13 protein-coding genes are annotated in these 18,678 nt (G+C 28.6%); 7 read left to right on the top strand and 6 right to left on the bottom strand.

Going from position 1 to position 18,678, the window contains the following annotated elements; translation table 11 throughout:
• Positions 1–149 precede the first annotated feature (149 nt).
• The gene (atpD, locus tag HYY52_08150; protein ID MBI2996655.1) at positions 150–1,580 is read right to left on the bottom strand and encodes a F0F1 ATP synthase subunit beta; all 1,431 of its coding nucleotides are present in this window, start codon (positions 1,578–1,580) and stop codon (positions 150–152) included.
• Positions 1,581–1,629: 49 nt separating this feature from the next.
• Positions 1,630–2,325 carry a hypothetical protein gene (locus HYY52_08145; GenBank protein MBI2996654.1) on the bottom strand — a complete coding sequence of 232 codons (696 nt, stop codon included), beginning with the start codon at positions 2,323–2,325 and terminating at the stop codon, positions 1,630–1,632.
• A 109-nt stretch (positions 2,326–2,434) separates the two neighbouring features.
• Here HYY52_08145 and HYY52_08140 point away from each other — a divergent pair, with 109 nt between their 5' ends.
• On the top strand, positions 2,435–5,212 hold the full coding sequence (locus tag HYY52_08140) for an insulinase family protein (GenBank protein ID MBI2996653.1): 2,778 nt from the start codon (positions 2,435–2,437) through the stop codon (positions 5,210–5,212).
• Here the strand turns inward: HYY52_08140 and ileS are convergent.
• Genes ileS through rnc form a run of 3 tightly spaced genes read right to left on the bottom strand, consistent with a single transcriptional unit; the run spans position 5,204 to position 9,676 of the window.
• The gene (ileS, locus tag HYY52_08135) at positions 5,204–8,065 is read right to left on the bottom strand and encodes an isoleucine--tRNA ligase (GenBank protein ID MBI2996652.1); all 2,862 of its coding nucleotides are present in this window, start codon (positions 8,063–8,065) and stop codon (positions 5,204–5,206) included. The two genes, HYY52_08140 and ileS, sit on opposite strands and share 9 nt — an antisense overlap.
• 40 nt (positions 8,066–8,105) lie before the next feature.
• Positions 8,106–8,981, bottom strand: a complete 876-nt coding sequence (gene argB / locus HYY52_08130) for an acetylglutamate kinase (protein MBI2996651.1) — start codon at positions 8,979–8,981, stop codon at positions 8,106–8,108.
• Positions 8,978–9,676 (bottom strand): ribonuclease III, encoded by a 699-nt coding sequence (gene rnc, locus HYY52_08125; protein MBI2996650.1) that lies wholly within the window; start codon positions 9,674–9,676, stop codon positions 8,978–8,980. The genes argB and rnc overlap by 4 nt, the downstream gene beginning before the upstream one ends.
• 22 nt (positions 9,677–9,698) lie before the next feature.
• Here rnc and ybeY point away from each other — a divergent pair, with 22 nt between their 5' ends.
• From ybeY to HYY52_08095, 6 genes are all read left to right on the top strand, one after another.
• Positions 9,699–10,130, top strand: coding sequence for an rRNA maturation RNase YbeY (gene ybeY, locus HYY52_08120; GenBank protein MBI2996649.1), 432 nt, complete (start codon positions 9,699–9,701; stop codon positions 10,128–10,130).
• A gap of 92 nt (positions 10,131–10,222) precedes the next feature.
• The gene (locus tag HYY52_08115; GenBank protein MBI2996648.1) at positions 10,223–11,617 is read left to right on the top strand and encodes a cysteine--tRNA ligase; all 1,395 of its coding nucleotides are present in this window, start codon (positions 10,223–10,225) and stop codon (positions 11,615–11,617) included.
• Positions 11,599–12,435, top strand: a complete 837-nt coding sequence (locus HYY52_08110) for a hypothetical protein (protein ID MBI2996647.1) — start codon at positions 11,599–11,601, stop codon at positions 12,433–12,435. Before HYY52_08115 ends, HYY52_08110 begins: the two co-directional genes overlap by 19 nt.
• 54 nt (positions 12,436–12,489) lie before the next feature.
• Entirely contained in the window at positions 12,490–12,993 is a 504-nt protein-coding gene (locus HYY52_08105; protein ID MBI2996646.1) for a hypothetical protein, read from the top strand.
• A 46-nt stretch (positions 12,994–13,039) separates the two neighbouring features.
• On the top strand, positions 13,040–15,052 hold the full coding sequence (kdpB, locus tag HYY52_08100) for a potassium-transporting ATPase subunit KdpB (protein MBI2996645.1): 2,013 nt from the start codon (positions 13,040–13,042) through the stop codon (positions 15,050–15,052).
• Between the two features lies 1 nt (position 15,053).
• Positions 15,054–17,276: a hypothetical protein gene (locus HYY52_08095; GenBank protein ID MBI2996644.1), complete on the top strand. Its 2,223-nt coding sequence runs from the start codon at positions 15,054–15,056 to the stop codon at positions 17,274–17,276.
• On the opposite strand, the gene HYY52_08090 is transcribed toward HYY52_08095, so the two are convergent.
• Complete coding sequence (locus HYY52_08090; protein ID MBI2996643.1) at positions 17,252–18,562, bottom strand: amino acid permease; 1,311 nt, start codon at positions 18,560–18,562, stop codon at positions 17,252–17,254. The genes HYY52_08095 and HYY52_08090 overlap by 25 nt on opposite strands.
• Between the last annotated feature and the right edge of the window lie 116 nt (positions 18,563–18,678).

Below are 18,678 nucleotides of genomic sequence, written 5' to 3'. Positions count from 1 at the left end.
TTATTTTCCAGTAATTCCTCAATATGGTTATTTCAAATGGCCTACAGAAAAATCTATTTTTCAGACCTAAAATGCTTTATTTGATCCCAATTCTGCATTCTACGAAAAAAATTAATTGTTAAGTTTTAAACTTGCGAGAATTTTAAATTTTAAATCCCCTGTGCCTTTTGTTTAACTTCTTCTATATCTCCTACCATGTAAAAAGCTTGTTCTGGCAATCCATCATATTTCCCTTCAAGGATTTCTTTAAAACCTTGGACAGTTTTTTCAAGTTTTACATACTTCCCTTTAGTTCCTGTAAAAACCTCAGCTACAAAAAAAGGTTGGCTTAAAAATCTTTGGATTTTTCTAGCTCTTGTAACAGTTGATTTATCTTCTTCAGAGAGTTCATCCATACCTAGAATTGCAATAATATCTTGCAACTCTTTATACCTTTGTAAAGTTTGCTGGACACCTCTAGCTACTTGATAATGTTCATTCCCAACTATATTAGGCTTTAAAGCTGTACTAGTTGATGATAGTGGATCAACTGCAGGATAAATTCCAAGCTCAGCAATTTGTCTGCTTAAAACAGTTGTAGCATCTAAGTGCCCAAAAGTTGTTGCTGGAGCTGGATCTGTTAAGTCATCAGCTGGTACATAAATTGCTTGAACAGAAGTAATTGAACCATCTTTTGTACTTGTAATTCTTTCTTGAAGTTCGCCCATTTCAATAGCTAATGTTGGTTGATATCCTACTGCACTTGGCATTCTTCCTAAGAGAGCTGAAACCTCTGAACCTGCTTGTGTAAATCTAAATATATTGTCTACAAAAAATAAAACATCTTTTTTTTGAATATCTCTAAAATATTCAGCCATTGTTAATGCTGACAATCCAACTCTCATACGAGCTCCAGGTGGTTCATTCATTTGTCCATAAACAAGTGCAACATTTTCAATAACTCCTGATTCTTTCATTTCATTCCATAAATCATTCCCTTCTCTTGTTCTTTCACCAACTCCTCCAAAAACTGAGATCCCTTTATGAGCTTTAGCAACATTATTTATAAGCTCCATAATGATTACTGTTTTTCCAACACCTGCTCCACCAAAAAGTCCAATCTTTCCACCTTTTACATAAGGCTCCAACAAATCAACGACTTTAATTCCCGTTTCAAATATTTTAACTTCTGTACTTTGATCTACAAGTCTTGGGGCATGTCTATGGATAGGCCATCTTTCAACTACTTTTATAGGACTAGCTTCATCTACTAAATCTCCAAGTACATTAAATATTCTTCCAAGTGTTTCATTACCTACTGGTACAGTAATTGGCTTTCCAGTATTAATAACAGTCATGCCACGAGACAAACCATCTGTAGAACTCATTGCTACTGCTCTAAGTTTATTATCCCCAATGATTTGTTGGACTTCAACAATTACTTTTACTTCCTGATTTGCTGCATTTTTATATTTGATTTCTAAAGAAGTATAAATATCCGGCAAGTGAGCCGGTGGAAACTCAACATCTATAACAGGCCCTATAATCTGTACAATCTTACCTTCTGTTTTACTTAACGTGCTTGTACTTTCTGTATTCATTGAATAAAAAAATCTCTAACTTAATTAACTTTTAAATAATAACATAATTTTATTTGTATGAATCTGTGTTTGGACTAGCTATAACATCTTTAGATGTAGCTTCATCTGTTTCTTCTTTATCCTCTTTATCCTCGTTAGAATAAGCATTAATTTCTCTAAGATCAATCTTGTCATTAATTACAATAAAATTTAAATTAAGCTCTTCATCACGACAAATAAATCTAATTGAATTTGGTGCATAGCCAATGTATTTATCAACAAACAACAATATTGAAAGAAAAGTATTAGGATAAAGAATATATGTTTTATTTGGTGAAAGAAAAACAGAATCATCATATACACTAAAAGCTTTACCTTTTAATGATCCAACAGACCGAAATGCAGTATTTGCAGCTGTTCTAGCAATACCACTTAATGCAATTGATGCAGCACCTGCAGCTAAATTAAACACAGCTAATTTTTTTGAAGAACTATCCTTAAAGAAAGAACTTACTTGATTTGAATTAAAATATGAGACACCTACATCTACACTATAGCCAGGGATTGAAAAAGTTTTATTTGTCCTGTTTTCAAAATATATCTCATATAAATCAAATTGTTTTGCTATAGTCTTAGGAAGAGGTATGTCATTTAATTTTCTTACAACATATTCAAGACCATCAATTTTATCTACACTTGCAATAGCCACAAGACAAAGCTGACAAGAAAGTAATACAAAACTAAAAATAAAAAAGATGTTTTTCATACTATCATCTAAATAATACCCACAAATCCTTAACGATTCCTTAAATAAGAAAATAATTACAATCTAATTTGTGAAATCAATAAATAACCGCTAGTATTATATTCTTGAAATGAGAGCTAGCACTAAATTTTACATATCACTTGTACTACTAATATTAATCACATTATGGACAGCTGAGGTAAAAGAGGTAAAATCAAAAGACATTAAAAAGGTATATAAGGTGCAGAATAGAATAAAGTTTATTGAAGAAATTAATGGGATTAAAGAATATCACCATGAAAATGGATTAAAAATTTTATTAAAAAAAAATGATTCTCTACCATTAATTACATTTTCTATTTGGTACAAAGTCGGTTCTAGAAATGAGTCAAAAGGTGCATGTGGACTTGCACATTTCTTAGAACATATGATGTTTAAAGGTACAAAAAATTATAAAAAAGGAGAAATCTCTGAAATAATACAAAATAATGGTGGCGTATTTAATGCATTTACTTCTTCTGATGGAACTGCATATTATGAGACTATTTCACCTGATTTTTTGGAAGAAGTAATAAAAATTGAAGCTGACAGAATGAAAGGTTCTTTATTAAAAGAAGAAGAATTAAATTTAGAAAGGACAGTTGTACTTTCTGAACTTGAAGGTAATTTAAATAATCCAGAAACATTCTTGGATCAAAATGTCAGAATGGCTGCTTACAAAGAAAGTCCATACAAAAATCCAGTAATTGGCTACACTCCTGACATAAAAAAAATCAATTCCGAAATAATGCACAAATTTTACTCACAATTTTATAATCCAAACAATTCCACAATAATTCTTGTTGGTTATTTTAATGAAAAAAATGCTCTTAATTTAATTGATAACCATTTTGGCAATATTAAAAATGAAATAACTAGTTATTCAAATGAAGAAATAAAAAAAGACAAACCTCAAGATAAAGAAAACAGATTTTCAATAAAGCGATCTGGTACATTTAAATTACTAGAAATTGCTTATCACATTGTAGAAACAAATAACAAAGACATATATCCCTTAAACTTAATTGAAGAAATTTTAATTAAAGGAAGAAACAGCCCACTACAAAAAGAACTAGTTGAAAAAAGCTTAACAACTGAGGTTTCTGGTGGTGCTGAAGTTAATAAAGATCCAGGACTATTTTATATTTTAATACCACTTACCCAAAAAGCAAGCCACAAACGAGTTGAGAACATAATAACAAATGAGATTAATAAACTTATTCAAAATCCACCATCTGACGAAGAAATACAAGCTGCAAAAAACAGAATTAAAGCAAACTATTTATTTTCACTTGACGGCACCTCTAACCAAGCATTTAACATTGGTTATTTTGAAATTGCAAATGACTGGAAACAATCAACTTACTGGTTAAATGAAATAAAAAAAGTAACCAAGGATGAAATTATAAATGCATTGAAAAAATATTTTCAAACAAAAAATAAAACTGTTGGTTATTTCCAGCCAATAATACAAAACAGAGAAAACGAAGGAAGATATGAGGTTCAAAATATTAACTTAAGTAGAACTCCTCACTATAGATCTACTAATATTAATAATGCAACTTCTTTAGAAAATTTATTTAAAACTTTTTCTTATAAAACTAAGAAATTTACTGATGGTTCTAAATTATTAATATATGACAAAATAGACATTCCTGTAACTTATATTTCAGGAGTAATAAGTGGAGGAAGTAGCTTAGTACCTAAAAAGAATGAATCAGATTGCATTTTAATTTCACAAATTTTAGAAAAAGGCAGTAAGAATTATAAGAAAGAAAACATTGAAAAACTTTTAGACAGTACTGGAACATCTATTGAATTTTCATGTGATGAAGAATCTTTTAAATTCAGCCTCACTACACTAAATGAAAATCTAACTAAATCAATAACCTTACTTATGGACATATTATTAAATCCTAATTTTTCAAAAGACGAAGTAAAAAAAGAAAAAGAAAAAATGATTGCAGAAATTATTGAATCAAAAGACGATACCAGAGAAATAGCCGAAAGAAAATTTAGTCAAACAATCTATAATAAAGAACATCCTTATTATTCAAATGATTTTAAAGAAGACATAAAAATTATTAAAGGAATAACAATGAAATCTCTTCAAGACACTCACAAAAAGATAATTAAAAATCATAAAATTACAATTTCACTTGTAAGTAACATTGATAAAAAACAATTAAATGATTTTACTAATTTATTAGAACAATATTTAACTAAAACAAATAACAAAGACAAAGATGACGAAGACAGAATCCACATTCCAGATACATTAGTCAGGGATATCCCTAAATTAGAAACTGTCTATGTAAAAGATAAAATGCAATCAGATGTATTTCTTGGTCATGCTGGGAATGTAAAAAGAACTGATCCTGATTTTTATAAGCTCCATATTGCAAATTACATTTTAGGTGGCAGTTCACTTTCAAGTACTTTAGCTAAAAAAGTCAGGGATAATGCAGGTTTAGTTTATACAATTTTTTCTTATATAAATGCTACACATGGTAAAGGAGAGTTTGGTATTTATTTTGGATCTAACAATGAAAATGTTGATAAAGGAATAAATCTTATTAAAGAAGAAATTAATAATTTTGTAAAAGTTGGTATAACAGATGCAGAATTAAAAAAAGCAAAAAAGTCAGTTATTAATTCATTTATTTCAAAATACTTATCTACATATAAAAATATAGGAGATACATTAATTAAAATGGAATTTTATTCACTAGGAAGTGATTACATAAACAAATATCCACAAACAATTAATTCACTTAAATTAGAAGACGTAAATAGTGCAATAAAAAAATATATTTATCCTAATAAGTTAAATGTAGCTATTGCTGGTGAATATAGGAAGTCAAAGTAATAAAGCTTTATACTCATTAACAGCCTGTACACATAAGATACAAATATCCTTATAGTCAGCATCACTGCCAATATCAGTTGAATACTTCCAACATCTTGGACACTTACTACCATCTGCACCAGTAACAACTACTAAGCATGACCCATCATCCACAGATGAATATTCTTCAAAACCATCTTGTTTATAAGTTTTATCCTTATTATAAATTTCAGCCTGAGAAACAATAAAAAGAGCTTCCAGCTCAGTTTTATTAAATGCCCTAAAGAATGCATAATAGTCATCTTTTTTTAAGTAAATATGTACTTTTGCCTCAAGTGACTTTCCTATTTTTTTTTCAGCTCTTGCAATTTCAAGAGCCTTATTTACAATTGCTCTGACATCAGTCAATATTTTTTCTGAGGTTTTACTTTCACTTTCAAATTTTGGATTACTTTCAATCCACTCTAAACAAATTGGTGACTCTGTAGATTTAGAAAAATTAGCGGGTAAATAATCCCATATATCCTGAGCCAAATGTGGTAGTACAGGACATAAAACTCTTACAAGGAAGTTTAAAATTTCATTTAAAACAAACTGGACAGATTTTCTTGACTTGGAATTTTTTCCTGCAGTATATAATCTGTCCTTTACTATATCAAAATAAAAACTAGAAAGATCAGTCGTACAAAAATTTTGAATTAATTGATAATATTTGTAAAACTGATAATCATTAAAGCAACTATTAATAGATTTTTTTAATTCTTCCAAACTTGATAAAATAAATTTATCTATAAACCACAACTCTTCATATTGAACAATATTTTTATTGTCAAAATCATATAAGTTACTAAGAATAAATCTTGCAGTATTTCTAATATTTCTATAGACTTCTGCTAGTTGTTTAAGCATTGTCTGACCTATCCTCATATCTGAAGAATAATCAGTACTACTAACCCAAAGCCTTAAAATATCTGCTCCATATTCATTTATAACTTTTTGGGGATCTATTACATTACCTAAGGACTTTGACATTTTTCGCCCATTTTCATCCAAGACAAAACCATGAGTAAGAACATACTTGTATGGTGCTTTTTCTTTAATAGCTACTGAAGTTAAAAGTGAAGATTGAAACCAGCCGCGATGTTGATCACTTCCTTCGAGATACATTACATCTTTAATATCTTTTAATTCTTTTCTTTCATCAATAACTGCAAAGTGTGTAGAACCAGAATCAAACCAAACATCCATAGTGTCAGTTTCTTTTGTAAAAGAATCATTACCACATTTGTCACATTTATAAGTAGGTGGTAAGAGCTCTTTTATGTCTAATTCCCACCATGCATTAGTTCCTCTTTCTCCGTTTTTTCCGTTTTCCTCAACAATTTTTGCTACATGTTCTATAATTTGTTTATTTAAATGTTCATTATTTTCTTTACAAGTATTACAATAAACTGCTGGTATTGGTACACCCCAAACCCTCTGCCTGCTAATACACCAATCAGTCCTGGATTCAACCATTGAATAAATCCGATTTCTCCCAACAGGTGGAATCCATTGAACTTTATCAATTTCTTTTAATGCTTTATCTTTAAATTTTTCAACACTGCAAAACCATTGTTTTGTAGCTCTAAAAATAATTGGTGTTTTAGATCTCCAGCAATGAGGATAACTATGAAAATATTCTTCTTGACTTATTAAAGCATTTTTTTGTAATAAAAGTTCAATAACTTTTTGATTTCCAGCCTTATGAACATACAATCCTTTTAAATCATTACAAGCTTCTTCAGTAAATAAACCTTTAGAATCTACTGGAGATAAAATACCAAGTCCATATTTAAAACCAATTGCAAAATCTTCAAAGCCATGTCCAGGAGCAGTATGAACACATCCTGTACCAGTTTCTAAAGTTACATGTTCACCAAGTATGACTGGGATTTCTTTGGCATATAAAGGATGTTGGCAAATACTTTTTTCAAGCTCTTTCCCTTTTAATTTTTCAAGAACAGTTGTTTCTTCAGAAATTTTTTTATTAAATTCAGATAAAAGTCCACTTGCAATTAACATATGACCAAATTTTTTAGAATAAACAACAACATACTCAAAAGATTCATTTACTGCAATTGCTAAATTACCTGGAATAGTCCATGGTGTAGTTGTCCAAATAATAACTTTTAAATCTTTATATTTTTCAAGGCGTGGACAAGAAGATTTAACAACCTCAAAACTTACATAAATGCTTGGAGATTTATAATTTTCCACATACTCAACTTCAGCTTCTGCAAGTGCAGTTTGACAAGTGCTACACCAATAAACAGGTTTAAGTCCTCTATATATGTACCCTTTTTCAACCATTTGACTAAAGAGCTTAAGTTGTTTAGCTTCAAACTTGGGATGAATAGTCATATATGCATTATCCCAATCTCCTAAAATACCAAGTCTTTTAAATTTTTCTTCTTGAAATTTTTTGTTTTTTATTACAAACTCTGTACATTGTTTACGTATTTCTAAAGGTGATATTTCTTTTAAAGAATTACTTTTCTTATCTTTTAAAACTGCACTTTCAATAGGAAGCCCATGACAATCAAAACCAGGCAAGTATGGCGAATAATACCCCTGTAATGTTTTATATTTAACAACAATATCCTTAAGTATTTTATTTAATGCAGTACCAATATGAATGTCTGGAGAACTTAAGTATGGTGGTCCATCATGAAGTAAAAAGCTGCCTTTATTTTTTACTTTTCTTTTTTCTAAAGCTTTTTCATAGATATTATTTTCAAACCAAAATTTTTGAATTTCAGGTTCTCTTTTAGGTCCATCTCCTTTCATTGGAAAGTTTGTACTTGGTAAATTTAAAGTACTTTTATAATCTATTAATTCTTTTATTTGTTTTTTTTGATCCACCATATAAACATTATAAAGTTATCATTGTACCTATACCTTTATCAGTTAAGACCTCAAGTAAAATTGAATGTTTTAAGCCACCATTAATAATATGCACTGAATCTACATTATGCTTTAGTGCATCTATTGCAGCATTTACTTTAGGTATCATTCCACCATAAATTATTTTTTTCTTTATATAACTTGTTGCATCCTTAACAGAAAATCTTGATAGTAGAGAATTCTGATCACTAGGATTTTTTAACACTCCTCGTGTATCAGTCATTAATATTAGCTTTGAAGCCTTAAGTGAGGATGCAACTCTTGATGCTACATTATCAGCATTTATATTATAGTTTTGACCATGGCTATTAGCACCTACTGAACTAATAACTGGTATAAAACCTTTTTCTAAAAGAGTAATTAAAATTGAAGTATTAATATGCTCTACTTCACCAACAAAACCATATTTTTTCATGTTTTTAATTGGTTTAGCAGTAAATAAATTTCCGTCTTTTCCACATAAGCCTATAGATTTTCCACCAGAAATATTAATTAAATTAACTAATTCTTTTTGAATCTTTCCAACTAAAACCATTTCTACAACTTCCATGGTTTTAGCATCAGTTACTCTGTATCCAGAAACAAATTTAACAGGTAAATTTAATTTTTTTGACATTAAATTAATTTCAGGACCACCTCCATGAACAATAATTAATTTAATACCAACACAACTTAAAAGTACAAAATCTTTAATGGTTTGTTTTTTAATTTCTGGAACTTCCATTGCAGCTCCACCATACTTTATTACAAAAATCTTGCTATGAAATTTTTGTATATAAGGTAACGCTTGAGAAAGAATTTCTACTCTTGCTTCTGAGTTATTTATTTGTTTTCTTTTTATCATAGCTTATGTTTAAGCACTATTAATGCATTTTTTGCTGCATCCTGGCTAGCTTCTTTTTTTGTTTTACCTCTTCCACCTGCAAGTTTTTCATCTTTTAAATAAACTGCTACATCAAAAACCTTGTTATGATCAGGTCCTGTTTCAGAAATTGTTTTATAAACAGGCAGTCCTAGTTTACAACCTTGAAGATATTCTTGTAAAATAGCTTTAAAATTTTCAATATCATTTATCTTACTTGCTTGTCCTATTTGATTTTTCCAGTGTTTTAATATAAAGTCCCTGGCAAATATTGGTCCTGCATCATAATAAATAACAGCAATTAATGCTTCAAGTGAATCAGCTAATATTGAAGGAGGCAGGCTTTTAAATTCATTTTTTCCAACCATTAGATACTTTGTTAAATTTAATTTATCTGCAATACTTACAAGTACTTTTTCACTCACTACATATGCTCTTAGCTTACTTAACTGTCCTTCAGAATAGTTAGAATACATCTGCATTAAATATTCACTAACATAAAGTTTTAATACTGCATCTCCAAAAAATTCCAGTCTCTCATTGTTGCTGGCATAAGCACTTCCTTTTTTATAAGAACTATGTGTTAAAGCTATATTTAACAAATCAAAATCTCTTATATTAATCTGTAACAAAGTGATTAATTGAATTAACTGTTTTTTTCTAGTTTCCTTTAACATGAGATATAACTAATATACTATTATGGCTACAGAAATTATTATACGGTCAAATGCAAGAATTAAGTCTAGACAGTGGTGGTTAAAAGTCACAAAGGCTTTATACCAAGCACTAAAAAAATATTTATCAAAAAACAAATCAAATGTAAATATCTTAATTACCACTAACAAAGAAATTAAAAATTTAAATAAAAAATTCCGCAAAATTAATATGCCAACTGATGTTTTGTCATTTTCTTCAACAATAAAAGAGCATCTTGGGGACATTGTAATTTCAATTCAAAAGGCAAAAGAACAAGCATTAAAGAAAAACATAACTCTTGAAACTGAACTAATTACACTACTAACACATGGTTACTTACATCTTTTAGGCTATGATCACAAATTACCTAAAGAAAAAAAACAAATGTTTAGGGTGCAAGATAAAATTATTCAGTGTACTAGCCAAGAGCAATAAGTAACTTCGAAACCTCAAGACCTAGTAACTTCGCAACCTTGTAACCTTGCAACCTTGAAACTTCAAAACTAAGGTATCATATAATAAAAAAAATGAAGAAGTTCACCATATACAATAACTTAACTAAAAAAAAAGAAACATATGATCCTAAAGGCTCAAAAACAATCAACATTTATACTTGCGGTCCAACAGTATACGATGACTCTCATATAGGTCATGCAAGATCTGCAATAACATGGGATTTTATAGTCAGATATCTAAGGTTTTTAGATTACGACGTAATCTGGACAAGAAATATTACAGACATAGATGACAAAATAATTAATAAAGCTAAAGAATTAAATATCCATCCAGATAAAGTAGCTAGGATTTATACATTTTCATTTCACGAGGATATGCTCTCGCTAAATATTGAATGGCCTGATTTTGAACCAAAAGCAACACAACATTTACATGAGATGTATGATTTTATAAAAAAATTAATAAATAAAAATGCAGCATATCAAATTAATAATGATGTATATTTTTCTGTCAAATCATTTAAAAATTATGGTCAGTTAAAAGGGCAATCATTTGAAGAATTAGAAAAAGGTTTTGGAAGAATAGAACCAAATCCAAATAAAAGACATCCACTAGATTTTGCATTATGGAAAGGTATCACCGAAGCTAATGAATATGGCTTTGAAAGCCCCTGGGGAAAAGGAAGACCAGGTTGGCACCTTGAATGTTCAACAATGAACTTTGTTATAAACAATAAGAAGATTGATATTCATGGTGGAGGAGATGATTTAATTTTTCCTCATCATGAAAATGAAATAGCACAATCTGAAATGGCTTTAGATTGTCCGTTTGCAAGATATTGGATTCATAACGGTATGATTATGGTTAATAGAAAAAAAATGGCAAAATCAGAAGGTAATTACTTAACTATAAAAGATACATTAAAACTAACTACAGGAAATGCACTTCGCCTTTTTGTATTAAATAGCCACTATAAAATGCCATTAAATTACACAAAAGATGGGATTCTATCTGCACAAAATGGCATAAACAGACTATTAGAAGCTATATCAGATATTGAAATTAATACCAATACAAACACAATTAAAATCCAGGATGAATACACAGAAAATTTTACTTGTGCAATGTCTGATGATTTTAACAGCCCACAAGCATTAGCAGTTATGTTTAAACTAGCTGATAATATTAATTTAGAAAAAAACAAAAATAAAAAAAATGAACTGCAACAAACATTATTACATTTATTAAACATTTTAGGTTTTAATTTACTTAAAAATAAAATTAATCCAAGCTTATTAAATACAATTATGTCAAATCTAATAAATGAATTACTTGACTGGAGAGCAAGCTGTAAAAAAAATATGGATTTTAAAAGCAGTGATAAGATTAGAAGTGTACTAAATAATTCTAATATTGAAATTAAAGACCTCTCAAATAATAAATTTACATGGAATATAAAAATTTAATTCTCCCCTTGCTTTTAATTCAAGCATTGTTATTTAATAACTATGCTTATGGGAAATTTAAATCTAATACAGACAAAAACTATTTATTGACTGATCTAACACACATTAACATTACAAAGTCTTCATTAAAAAAGAAAAATTATATTAAAAAACTAATTCATGAAAAAAGACCAAAAGCAGTTTACTTAGAGCAATGGTTATTATTTGAACCTGAGAATAAGAACTTATTAAAAAAACTAAGAAAGGTTACAAAAAAAACTAATACAAAATTTTATCTAGTAATAGGTAAGAATTTTTGGTTTGGCAGAAGAGCAGTAGATAATGCAATAGAAGCATATAACTTATACGAGAAATATATTGATGGAATTGTTTTAAGAGTAGAACCAAATAAATCAAATGTATGGAAAGAAGATGCTTCAATTAAAACACAAATACTTAATTTAATGCTTGATGGATATTCAGTCATATACAAGGAAGCTAAAAAAAGAAATAAAAGCTTTATTGCAGAATTTCCTTTTTGGTTTAGTGATTTTAAAGGACCTTTTAAAATATTTTCAGAAGATGTATGTAGTTATGCAGACAAAATAGTTTTTTTAATAGATAAACCAGAAAGAATTGATGATTTAGACAAAGAAAAAATAGAATGGAATAAAATTACATGTCCTTATAATATTAACTTAACTAAAAGAGCTACTTCTCAAGATGAAGATACTTTAAAAGATACATATGAAAAATTAAACAAAAAACTTACTTTTTATTCAAATTTTAATGGCTACCTAATTGATGCTGATTCAGATTTTACGAGTGACGATCTTTAGGGACATCCTACAAGCCATTTAATATTTCTCTTAATCAACCGAATATCCATTTATATGGATATTAAGAAAAAGTTTGTTCTAATTTTATTATTAAGTTTTTGTTTTCTAACTACAAACATTGCACGTGGAATTATTATTCTAAAAGAGAACAATGATTTAACTAAAAGTGGATTTATTGGAAAATGGAATATGCAAACAGTGGTAACTAATTCTAAATGCCCATATGTAATAGTTGGAAGTACAACAGAATCTCAACTTGAAATAAAAGATGTGATTAACAACTCACCACAGAATATTTCTTTAAGAGCTCTTTGGAAAGGTGGGAAATGGACTAAAAGTCAAAGCTTAATTAAATTATTAAACGAAAAAGAAGCTGTTACTGAAAGAGTTACAAAATTTAAAACAAATAACAACAATAAATGGAAAGCAATTTTGATTGATCATTTGAAATTAGATGAAAATAATATTATGCATTCAGAAAGCATTGTAATACAATATAAAAATGACATCTTTGTAGGTGAGTATAAGACATATTCTATACTTACTAAAGCTAATTAGAAAGCTAAAAGAAAATTGGTATAAGTTTCAATTGTAATATTTCAAAATGGCAATAACAAGAGATCAATCAAGAAATAGATCTGAGATATTTCATATTTTTAAGGAATCAATAATAGGTTCTATAAAACAATTAAATCCACTCGTTATGATTAAAAATCCAATCATGTTCATAGCTGAAATATTATTTATGGTTATGGTTATTCTTAGCATAAAACCAGACTTGTTTGGAATAACAAGTTTAACGAGAGAAACAAATATAATTATTTCAACATTAATACTTTTTACAATATTGTCTGCAAATTTTATTGAGAACTTAGCAAGGCAAATTGGGAAATCCCAGGTTGAAAGCTTAAAAATTATTCATGGCGATATAGAAGTAAAAAAGATTTTACCTAACGGAGAAATAGAGTATGTTTTTACATCCCAATTAAAAAAGGGAGACATAATCAAGGTACAGGAAGGTGATCTGATTCCTCTTGATGGAGAAGTTATTGAAGGAGTTGCAACTATAGATGAATCTGCAATAACAGGAGAATCTTCACCAGTATTAAAAGACTCAGGGATTGATATCTCAAGATCTGTAACTGGTGGTACAAGAGTACTAACAGACTGGCTTTTAATAAAAATTATATCTGAGCAAGGTCAAACATATCTAGATCAAATGATTAATCTTGTAGAAGATACAGAAAGACATAAAACACCTAATGAAATTAAATTAAACACATTGCTTAGAATCACAACAATGTCATTCTTACTTACTGTAATTTCATTTTTGCTACTGGTGAATTACTTAAACATAAAACTAGAGCCTGCTTATTTAATTGCACTAGTTGCTTGTTTAATACCAACAACAACTAGTGGATTACTAAAATCAATTGGAATATCTGGGTTTAATAAATTTAACTCATTAAACATTTTAGCAATTTCAAGAGATGCAATTGAAATTACAGGAAATATTAATATCCTTTTTATTGATAAAACAGGAACACTTACATTTGGAAATAGGATAGCTATTGAATTAATACCACTTGGAAACAACTCACTAATTGAAGTTGCAAAATTAGCATTTTTAACAAGTTATTTTGATGGGACAGTAGAAGGCAGATCAATTATTTCACTAATTAAAAGATATATTACTGAAATGGATATTAAAGAAATTAAAGGAACAACACATGAATTTTCTGCCTCAACTAGAATGAGTGGAATTGATTTAGAAAATGGAGAAATATTACGAAAAGGAGCTCCTGATGCAATAAAAAAATTCATACTAAAAAGAAATGGAAAGTTATTGGAAAATACTGAACAGCTAGTAGAAAATATCGCAATTCAAGGTGGTACACCACTTTTACTTTCTAAGAATAACGAAGTTACAGGAATAATACATTTAAAAGATATGGTTAAACCTAATATTAAAGATAAATTTCAAGAAATAAAAAACTGGGGCATTAAAACAATAATGTGTACAGGTGATAATAACCTTACAGCAAAAGTAATTGCAAAAGAAGCTGGCATTGATAACTATATTGCACAAGCAAAACCAGAAGGAAAAATACAAATGATAAGAGACTATCAATCACAAGGAATGATTGTTGCAATGATTGGAGACGGAACAAATGATGCACCAGCACTTGCCCAGGCAGATATTGGTATTTGTATGAATAATGGTACAGTAGCAGCAAAAGAAGCATCAAACATGATAGATCTTGAATCAGATCCAACAAAAATAATAAATGTAATAAAAACAGGTATTCAACAATTAACTACTAAAAAAGCATTAACAACATTTTCAATAATTACTGACATAAGTAAATATTTTTTAATATTGCCTAGTATTTTTATAAGTCTTTTGCCTATAAACATAATGCATTTACATCTTGGACTTACATCAATATTTTCAGTTCTAATATTTAATGCAATGATTATTCTTCTTATGACACCACTAGCATTAAGAGGCATTAAACTAAGAAACAATCTTCTTCTATTTGGATTTTTAGGACTAATAATACCTTTATTTGCTATAAAAATAATAAATATAATACTTGGAGGCCTTGTAAAATGACATGCCTAAACGATTAGAACCAGATGAAATCTTAAAACAAATAGTCAAGCTTTCTTCAGGAAGACACAAAATATTTCTTGGGATGGCGCCCGGTGTAGGTAAAACGTACAGAATGTTAGAGGAAGCAAATGAGTTAAAGAAAAAAGGTGCGGATATAGTAATTGGTTATATTGAATTTCAAAACAGGCCGGAAAACCAGCGATTACTTGAATCATTTGAAATTATTCCAAGGAAACCATATAAAATAAATAATACAAATTTTTATGACTTAGATTTAGAGACCATAATAGAAAGAAAACCTATAACAGTAATAATTGATGAATTAGCACATCACAATATACCAGGTTCATTAAATCAAAAAAGATATCAAGATGTTCAAGAGCTGTTAAAAGCTGGTATTAGTGTATTTTCAACATTAAACGTACATCAATTAGAAAGTATTACTCCAATAGTAGAAAAAAATCTTGGGATAAAAATCAGTGAAACAGTACCTGATTGGGTTATTAATCAAGCTGATGAGATCGTATTAGTAGATATACCAATAGATGAACTTTATAGCAGATTAAATTCAAAACGAATCTACAGCAAAGAACAATTAAAACATGCATTAAAGAATTTTTTTAAAAGAAACAATTTAAATCTTTTAAGAGATTTGGCACTAAGTATTTTAGCTGAAAGGGTAGATATTGAAGTTGTTAGTGAAAAATTAAAAGCAAAAATAAAAGAAAGAATACTAGTCTCAATTGCTCCAGAAGAAAGCTCATTAACAGTAATTAATCAGGTAGGAGATATGAGAAAAAGTTTTCATGCAGATCTTGATATCTTATGTATATTAAAAGAACCATATAGCGAGGTAAGCGGAGTAAACGGGGCAAAAGATAAAGTAATTAATAAGTTAAGAGAAACTGCAAAGTTAAACAAAGGGAATTTATTCCCAATAAAAGATATCAAGAAAGACATAGAAGAGGAGATCATACATTTTGCTAAATTAAACAGAATAACTCATATAGCAATACAACGTTCTTTTTCAAAGCCATCCATTTTTAAACTACTTGAAAAAACAACAAATATAGATTTTTTACTGATAGGCAATAAAACTGATGAAAATATTTTACAAACAGCAGAAATGCAAAAGAGTAAAACCAGCACAACACAAGAACAAATAAAATATGGAAAATTAAAAATTTACATTGGGATGGCTCCTGGGGTTGGCAAAACATACAAAATGCTTCAAGATGCTGAAGAGCTATACAAACAAGGTATAAAAATCTTATTAGGGGTTATAGATACTCATGGAAGACCTGAAACAGCAAAGCTTATGGAGGGCTTACCTACCTTACCTTTAAAGCTTATTGAACATAAAGAAAAATACTTACAAGAATTTGATTTAGAAGCTGCAATATTAGCTAAACCAGATTTAATTTTAGTAGATGAATTAGCACACACTAATGTACCAGGCTCAATAAACAAAAAAAGATATCAAGATGTTCAATACCTATTGAGAGCTGGTATTAATGTAGTATCCACAGTTAACATACAACACATAGAAAGCTTAAACAATATTGTTGAAGAAGTAACAGGAATTAAAGTCAGAGAAACAGTCCCTGACTGGGTTATTTCCCATGCCAGTGAAATAGTTTTAATTGACCTAAGTCCTGAAACATTACAAGAAAGACTAAAAGCCGGGAAAGTTTATTCGTTAGATAAAATAGAGCAAGCATTAACACATTTTTTTCAAAAGAAAAATTTAATTGCCCTAAGAGAACTTTCATTAAGAGAAGTAGCTGAAAGTGTTGAACATGAAATGTTTCCAAAAATAAAAAAAACTAAAATTCTTAGTTTAATTGATATTAATCCTGATACATTAAGACTTGTTAGAAAATCAGCAAGAATAGCAAACAAATTACAAGCAGAGCTTATAATTATGCACATAACCAAAAGTACTAAAAAATTAAGCGAGGAAAGAAAATTAGCAATCATTGAACTAGAACAATTAATAGTTGAACTTGGAGGTGATTTCCGGCTGGTTGAAAGTAAGAATATTATCGATGAGGTAATTAATGCAGAAAAGAAAATTAAACCACACTATATAGTAATAGGAGAATCATTAAACAGGAATAAATTCTTATTTTTTAGAGAATCATTAACAAAAGAAATATTAGCTAAAATTACAGAACCTCATATCTGGATAGTAGGTGATTATACTCGTGAAATATCAGATTGAGTAGTAAAATAAAAATAAACAGGAATACCACTAAAAATCAAGCCCAGACTAATTATAGAACCAAAATTTAACCCATTAAATCCCAAAATATTTATTCCTATCATAAGTAAAATTATGCTTATTGCTAAACTAACTACAAAATATAATCCTAGATCTCCAAACGGGATTTTAAAATCTGACTTTATATTTGGTGATCTTTTTCTAAGTACTAATAAAGCTATTGCTTCTAGTAACATAGCACTTAAATATAAGAAAACATCATAAACAATTAGTTTTTCTATACTAAGTAAGACCAATAAACTATATACTATTGCAAGAAAAATAATTACAATATATGGAGTCATTTGTGTCTTATGAATTTTTGAAAAGACATCTGGAAACAATTTATCTTTAGCCAGCATTAAAAATATTCTTGAAGAAGATAAAAGAAGAGAATTAAATAAACCTAAAGTAGCAATCATTCCACCAATTGCTAAAATAATTGCTAAATAAGAATGATTCATTGATTTTGCAATAAATGAAAATTCACCAAACTTCCAACTATATGCATCCTGATGAATACCAAGTCCAACAAGAACAGGGAAAAAATAAAAAAAGACTACAATTGGAATAGTAATAAATAAAGCCTTATGGTAATTACTGTCTGGTTTTTCAACTTCTCCTAAAATTGTTGAACCATTATCCCATCCAATAAAATTCCAAAAAGCTAGTGAAACACCAAACAAAAACTTTTCTGTATCCCATTTGCATGGAAAAGAAGTTATTGAATTTAAATTAAAAGAGCTATGAACTATACAAAAAAATATAAATAACAAAAAAGAAATTAAAATAAATATTTTAAATATAACTAAAACATACCCAACAAATCTTACGCCTAAGATGTTTATAACTGCACAAGACCATATCATTAAAAGTTGAATACTATAAATTGACCAAAAATTTAAATCTGGAATTAAATATTTTAAATATAAAGTAAATAAAATAGGATAAATAGAAAGATCTATTAATGTATATAAGACACTCCACCAACCTTCCATAAATCCCCAAAATCTTCCAAGACCTATTTGAACCCACTTGTAATAACCACCTTGAAGTGGATATGAACTTGAAAGTTCAGCAACAATCATGCTTTCAGGAATAGTCCATATTATTGGCAATATTAATATAAATAATAATGTAAAAAAAGGACCTACTGAAGAAACAATTTCTTCAAGTCCATATGGTCCGCCACTTACAGAAAAAAATATAATTGGTATAAGTAAAAATAACTTTGCTTTATTTTTCATCTTTTCATCTATAAAAAACGAAATCAAGTATAATATGCTGAGTTAATTGAGTTAACTGAGTTAAAGTTTGTCGTTACTTAAATACATAATCAAAGAAATGAGCACGTTTTTGCCTA

The organism is Candidatus Melainabacteria bacterium, assembly GCA_016193285.1.
In the GTDB taxonomy this organism is placed as follows: domain Bacteria; phylum Cyanobacteriota; class Vampirovibrionia; order 2-02-FULL-35-15; family 2-02-FULL-35-15; genus JACPSL01.
This window is presented reverse-complemented; position numbering and strand designations above follow the sequence as displayed.

Bases quoted from the DNA above. Each gene is read 5' to 3' on its own strand.
- atpD (MBI2996655.1), bottom strand. From the start codon at position 1,580: ATGAATACAGAAAGTACAAGCACGTTAAGTAAAACAGAAGGTAAGATT.
- HYY52_08145 (MBI2996654.1), bottom strand. From the start codon at position 2,325: ATGAAAAACATCTTTTTTATTTTTAGTTTTGTATTACTTTCTTGTCAG.
- HYY52_08140 (MBI2996653.1), top strand. From the start codon at position 2,435: ATGAGAGCTAGCACTAAATTTTACATATCACTTGTACTACTAATATTA.
- argB (MBI2996651.1), bottom strand. From the start codon at position 8,981: ATGATAAAAAGAAAACAAATAAATAACTCAGAAGCAAGAGTAGAAATT.
- rnc (MBI2996650.1), bottom strand. From the start codon at position 9,676: ATGTTAAAGGAAACTAGAAAAAAACAGTTAATTCAATTAATCACTTTG.
- ybeY (MBI2996649.1), top strand. From the start codon at position 9,699: ATGGCTACAGAAATTATTATACGGTCAAATGCAAGAATTAAGTCTAGA.
- HYY52_08115 (MBI2996648.1), top strand. From the start codon at position 10,223: ATGAAGAAGTTCACCATATACAATAACTTAACTAAAAAAAAAGAAACA.
- HYY52_08110 (MBI2996647.1), top strand. From the start codon at position 11,599: ATGGAATATAAAAATTTAATTCTCCCCTTGCTTTTAATTCAAGCATTG.
- HYY52_08105 (MBI2996646.1), top strand. From the start codon at position 12,490: ATGGATATTAAGAAAAAGTTTGTTCTAATTTTATTATTAAGTTTTTGT.
- kdpB (MBI2996645.1), top strand. From the start codon at position 13,040: ATGGCAATAACAAGAGATCAATCAAGAAATAGATCTGAGATATTTCAT.
- HYY52_08095 (MBI2996644.1), top strand. From the start codon at position 15,054: ATGCCTAAACGATTAGAACCAGATGAAATCTTAAAACAAATAGTCAAG.
- HYY52_08090 (MBI2996643.1), bottom strand. From the start codon at position 18,562: ATGAAAAATAAAGCAAAGTTATTTTTACTTATACCAATTATATTTTTT.